Below are 4918 nucleotides of genomic sequence, written 5' to 3'. Positions count from 1 at the left end.
GCAAACTCTTTAATAGTAGGTAATGGTTTTTCTAAGTTGTTAATGATGATGTCATGGCCATCTCTTATTTTACGAATGTCTTCAAAAGTAAGACGAATTTTAGGTTTCAACTCAGGAGTTGGTAAACCATCGTTTTCGTGCTTGTTTTTATCAGAAAATTGTATGATTTGTTTTTTTAACTCATGGTCAAGTTTGTCTTGGTTTTTAACATGATGGATGGCTGTAAGCAGTATTTTTCTTTGATTTTTGTGCTTATCAATGAAGGTTGTGATATAGCAGGTTTTTGGAAGGTATAAGCCATCTTTCGTTTTAAAATTAAGTTCTAAAGTAGTATCGTAAATTTCTTTTTGATTAATGTTTTTCCAAATTTTATTCCAGTGGATCTGAGAGGTTTTCGATATAAAATCACTTAAAGGTTTTCCAACGATGTCGATGTGTAAAACCGAAAGTATCGTACAGGATTTCTGGGTTACAAGTTCAATATATCCCTTATAATCAATGATGAAACTCATTTGAACTATTTCAGTTATAGGGTCATTTGAGTTTACATAGCCTTCATGGAGCATGGCGTTTTGGATTTCTTCTGCCAGCATATTCAAGGATATAGTCACCGCTTCTAGATGATCGTTTTTATTAGTTCGCTTTAAACGGTAAAAGAAATTCCCAGAAGCCATTTCTAAGAGCATCTTATTAATATGAAGGATTCTATGCTTTTTACTATTCCCCATGTTTTTAGGTTTTGTACAAGTCTAGAAAAGCCATGGCTTCTTCAGTATTTTCAAATGATTTGGTAGGGATAGGAGGATTGCTTGTTCTGATATAGAATTCAGACATCATTTCAGAAACAGGCGGTTCTACGATAACAGCGACGGCTTTAATTAGTGTTGATCCTTCTCTGGCCAAATAGGCTCTAGCTGATTTATTAATCTCTTTGATACCCCTGATATCACATAGCACAGGAATGTATAGGCCTTGGTGTAATGATAATCGGTCTTTAACAATTTGGACAGCCGCATTTAGGTCGATGTAAACTCCATGATGATAAACTATATGCAATACATGATCATGAAATCTATACGAGGTATAGTCATTTTCAAAATAATTTCTCATGATTTAGAAAACTGGTAATTGAATATAAACTTACAAAATAATCAATGAAGAATTTTATGGCGTTCTAAAAAGTACCGCAATTGTTGAGTTTTATTTGACTATTTAGGATTAAAATTTGATTCTAAGGGATTTTGAAGGTGGTCTATTTTATAAATTCCTACAAATGATATTAAATTAAATGATGAAATAAAAAAATACATCATGGCAAAAATCAAACACAACAATTTTTTAGACACCGTAAATGAGGTGTTCACAGACGCAAAACAAAAAGGAATCATGCACTTATACGCAGAAGGTGATGATTTTTCAGGAAGAACAATCGGCGTAAATAATCGGAAACTCTTTCATTTTGGAACCACGGGTTATCTGGGTTTAGAGCAGGATGAACGACTAAAGGCATCAGCTATAGAAGCCATTTCAAAATATGGCACCCAATTCCCTTTATCGAAATCTTATATTTCAAATCCATTATATAGGGCTTTAGAGGAGCACATCACAGAAATGTATCAAGCGCCTATTATCATCACAAAAAATAGCACCTTGGGACATATGGGTGTGATACCAAATGCAGTAAGTGATGAAGATGCTATCATATTAGATCATCAAGTACATTGGAGTGTACAGAGTGCGGCCAAAGTTTTAAAAAATAGAAGTGTTCCAATCGATATGATTCGACATAATGATTTGAATATGTTAGAAGACAAAATAAAAGGCCTTACAGATAAGAAAAAGAAAATTTGGTATATGGCTGACGGCATCTATTCTATGTATGGAGATTTTTCACCATTAAAAGATTTGAAAGCCTTAAGTTTAAAATATCCAAAATTACATTTATATATAGATGATGTTCATGGTATGAGTTGGACAGGCAAAAACGGTACAGGTTATGCCTTAGGAGAACTAGGTGAAGTTGCAGAAAACACCTTGTTATTTGGGACGTTGAGTAAGACTTTCGGAGCTAGTGGAGCTGTATTGGTATGTTCAAATGAGAAAATGTATCATGAAATCAAAACATTCGGTGGTCCATTAACCTTTTCGGCACAGTTAGAACCCGCTTCAGTTGCAGCGGCAACGGCATCAGCAAAAATTCATTTAAGTCCAGAAATTTATGATTTACAAAAGGATTTGGGCGAACGCGTAGCCTATTTTAATGCGCTTTTGGAAAATACGGACTTACCGTTAATTGATAAAAACCATTCACCTGTATTCTTTATAGGGACAGGGATGCCAAAGACAGGCTATAACTTTGTAAATCGATTAATGCAAGAAGGATTCTATGTTAATCTTGGGATTTTTCCAGCAGTACCAGTAAAAAACACAGGGGTACGTTTAACTATATCCAGGCATAATGAAAAAGCTGAAATTAAAAGCTTAGTTGAGGCCATGGTATATCATTTTCCAAAATCTTTGGAAGAAACACAAACGAATAGAAGTCGTGTTTTTGGAGCCTTTAAATTAGAAGATCCCTCCAAAGAAATCGAAGCAAAACAACAAAATAATAACCTCACTATAACACAAGAGGATTCCATTTTAAACATCAATAAAGATATGTGGAACAGTTCTGTGGGGAAACAAGGTGTTTTTGATTGGCAGGGGCTTAGGTTTCTAGAGGAAGTCTTCCGTGGCAATGAAGCTAAAGAACATAACTGGATATTTAAGTACCTCATAATTTGTGATTCGCAACAGAACCCAGTTTTAGTCACTTTCTTTACAGTAGGATTATGGAAAGATGATATGCTAGCTAAAGTTAGCGCATCAAAAAAGATAGAAGACATCCGAAAAGCGGATCCCTATTATTTGACTTCAAAAGTTTTAAGTATGGGGTGCCTGTTTACAGAAGGAAACCATATGTATTTAAATGAAGCCCACTCTGAAAAGAGTCAAGCTTTAGGGATGTTTATGAAATCTATAGAAATTCTAGAGCAAGAATTTGAAGCTAAAATGGTTGTTCTTCGTGATTTTCCTAAGAATGACTTTCTGCATAACTATTTCCAAGGTCAAGGTTTTGTACGTGTTCAAATGCCTCATACTTGTATAATTGAATTGGATCAAGAAGAAACCGTAGAAAATTATGTGGCTAAACTATCTTCAAGAAACCGAAGACATTTTAGAAAAGAAATTTTAGAATTGGAACCCAAATTGTGTATTGATGTAGTACAAACTTGTACTTCAAATCAGCTCAAGAAAGTTCAGGAATTATACCAAAATGTACATCAAAATAATTTAGGGTTAAACACTTTTTCTTTCCCAGAAAAACTTTTCAATAGTATGTCAAAACATGACAACTGGGAATTTATCATAATCAGTTTGAAGGAAGCACCAGAGAATATGATAGGCGTCATGTTGTGCTACAAAAATGTAGAAAAAGTTTATGTGCCAGCGTTTGTAGGTATGGATTATAATGCACTATCAAAATATTATACTTATCGACAATTACTGTTTCAAACAATAAAGCGGGCCATTGAGCTGAAGTATGATATAATAGATTTGGGTATGACCGCTTCTTTTGAGAAAAGAAAATTGGGGGCTACAATGGAGCATCAGTATGCATACATACAATCTTCTGATAATTACACTTTGGAGCTTATGGGTATTTTAGAATAAAATTTTGTTAGAATTGGGGGTTTTATATAGATGGAGTATCAAAAATTGGTCGCTGAATTTGCGACAAAGTTAGATGTTTTGGAGTGTAAAAACGAAGATGTTTTATATACTGCAGAAACAGGGATAGCACATACGGAGCGTTGTATAAAACAGCTTCGTAGGCGTGTGCTAAAACATGGGTTTAGTTCCGTGGAGGAGGAAATACATTTTTTTAAGCACATAAAGCCCCAGATACTCAGTAAGCTTATTTATTATGTAAAGTTATATCATATTGAAAGTAAGCGCCCAAGAAGTAGCGCAAAGTTTCAAGTTAAGTATTTAAACGGTCAAATTAATAAATTACAAAATTACTTTAATGACAATTTAGAGTTTTACCATTATCACCGTCGGGGAGCAACAACCTTAGACGAACAATACTTTATTAGAGGGCAATCAGATTTACGCTCTCCAACAGATTCCTTTCATTTTTTTATAGATGAAGAGTTTTCGACTTGTCAAGATTATACCGTAGCGACCATTATGGCTTTTGATATGCTTATTGTGTACTTACAACAAGAAATCGAAAAATTAGAAAACAACACTCATATTGCTAATAAATCTCTCATGAAGCAAACAAATAAGCTCTTCTGGACAGGAAGTAAAACAGAATTAATCGAATTAATTTACGCATTGAAGGGTAGTGGAGCCATAAACAGTGGAACTGCCGACATCAAAGAAATGGCTACAATGTTTGAGCACATATTTAATATAGATTTAGGCAATTACTACCATACTTTTATTGAAATACGCGCTCGGAAATGTAGTAAAACCAAGTTTTTAGATCGATTAATAGATGCTTTAAATAAACGTTTTGAAGATGCTGATGAATAATCCCATGTTGGTCCCAAGGTGGGAGAAATGAAAACTAGTATAAAGTTCTACAATATAATTCCAAATGTATAGTAACAGTATATCAAAATACTATAAATTTTTCTTTTATAAAAATTACCCAACTTGGGAAGAACTATTGTATATAAAATTAAAGAATTGTCCACTTTTGTTAAACGAAAGTCAAATCAATGCAAAGTCGTCATTTAAAAATGTAAACCCTTGGCGGCTTTGTTTTTTAACAAAAACACAAAAGTATGGGCGCAACGATTATTACCACAGAAGATCTTCGAGAATTTAAACTGGAATTACTCGAAGACATTAAACTTATATTAGA

General features: G+C 33.8%; 4 protein-coding genes. 2 read left to right on the top strand and 2 right to left on the bottom strand.

All coding sequences use genetic code 11. The features are described from left to right. Window positions 1–728: PAS domain-containing protein (locus tag A6I66_RS16275; RefSeq protein ID WP_157614281.1), on the bottom strand; the 728-nt coding region annotated here is incomplete at its 3' end. 4 nt (window positions 729–732) lie between these two features. Next, window positions 733–1110, bottom strand: a complete 378-nt coding sequence (locus A6I66_RS16270) for a DUF7793 family protein (RefSeq protein ID WP_067151925.1) — start codon at window positions 1108–1110, stop codon at window positions 733–735. 201 nt (window positions 1111–1311) lie between these two features. Between A6I66_RS16270 and A6I66_RS16265 the strand changes: the two genes are divergently transcribed. Together A6I66_RS16265 and A6I66_RS16260 are read left to right on the top strand one after the other, a co-directional pair. After that, on the top strand, window positions 1312–3714 hold the full coding sequence (locus A6I66_RS16265; protein ID WP_067151924.1) for an aminotransferase class I/II-fold pyridoxal phosphate-dependent enzyme: 2403 nt from the start codon (window positions 1312–1314) through the stop codon (window positions 3712–3714). A 30-nt stretch (window positions 3715–3744) separates the two neighbouring features. Continuing rightward, entirely contained in the window at window positions 3745–4584 is an 840-nt protein-coding gene (locus A6I66_RS16260; protein ID WP_067151922.1) for an RteC domain-containing protein, read from the top strand. The last annotated feature ends 334 nt before the right edge of the window (window positions 4585–4918 follow it).

Source organism: Pseudotamlana agarivorans, assembly GCF_001642835.1.
Classification (GTDB): domain Bacteria; phylum Bacteroidota; class Bacteroidia; order Flavobacteriales; family Flavobacteriaceae; genus Pseudotamlana; species Pseudotamlana agarivorans.
The sequence above is the reverse complement of the archived record's forward strand: the minus strand, read 5'-3'. Positions and strand labels throughout refer to the sequence as shown.

Coding starts and splice junctions, on each gene's coding strand:
- A6I66_RS16265 (WP_067151924.1), top strand. CDS start 1,312: ATGGCAAAAATCAAACACAACAATTTTTTAGACACCGTAAATGAGGTG.
- A6I66_RS16260 (WP_067151922.1), top strand. CDS start 3,745: ATGGAGTATCAAAAATTGGTCGCTGAATTTGCGACAAAGTTAGATGTT.
- A6I66_RS16270 (WP_067151925.1), bottom strand. CDS start 1,110: ATGAGAAATTATTTTGAAAATGACTATACCTCGTATAGATTTCATGAT.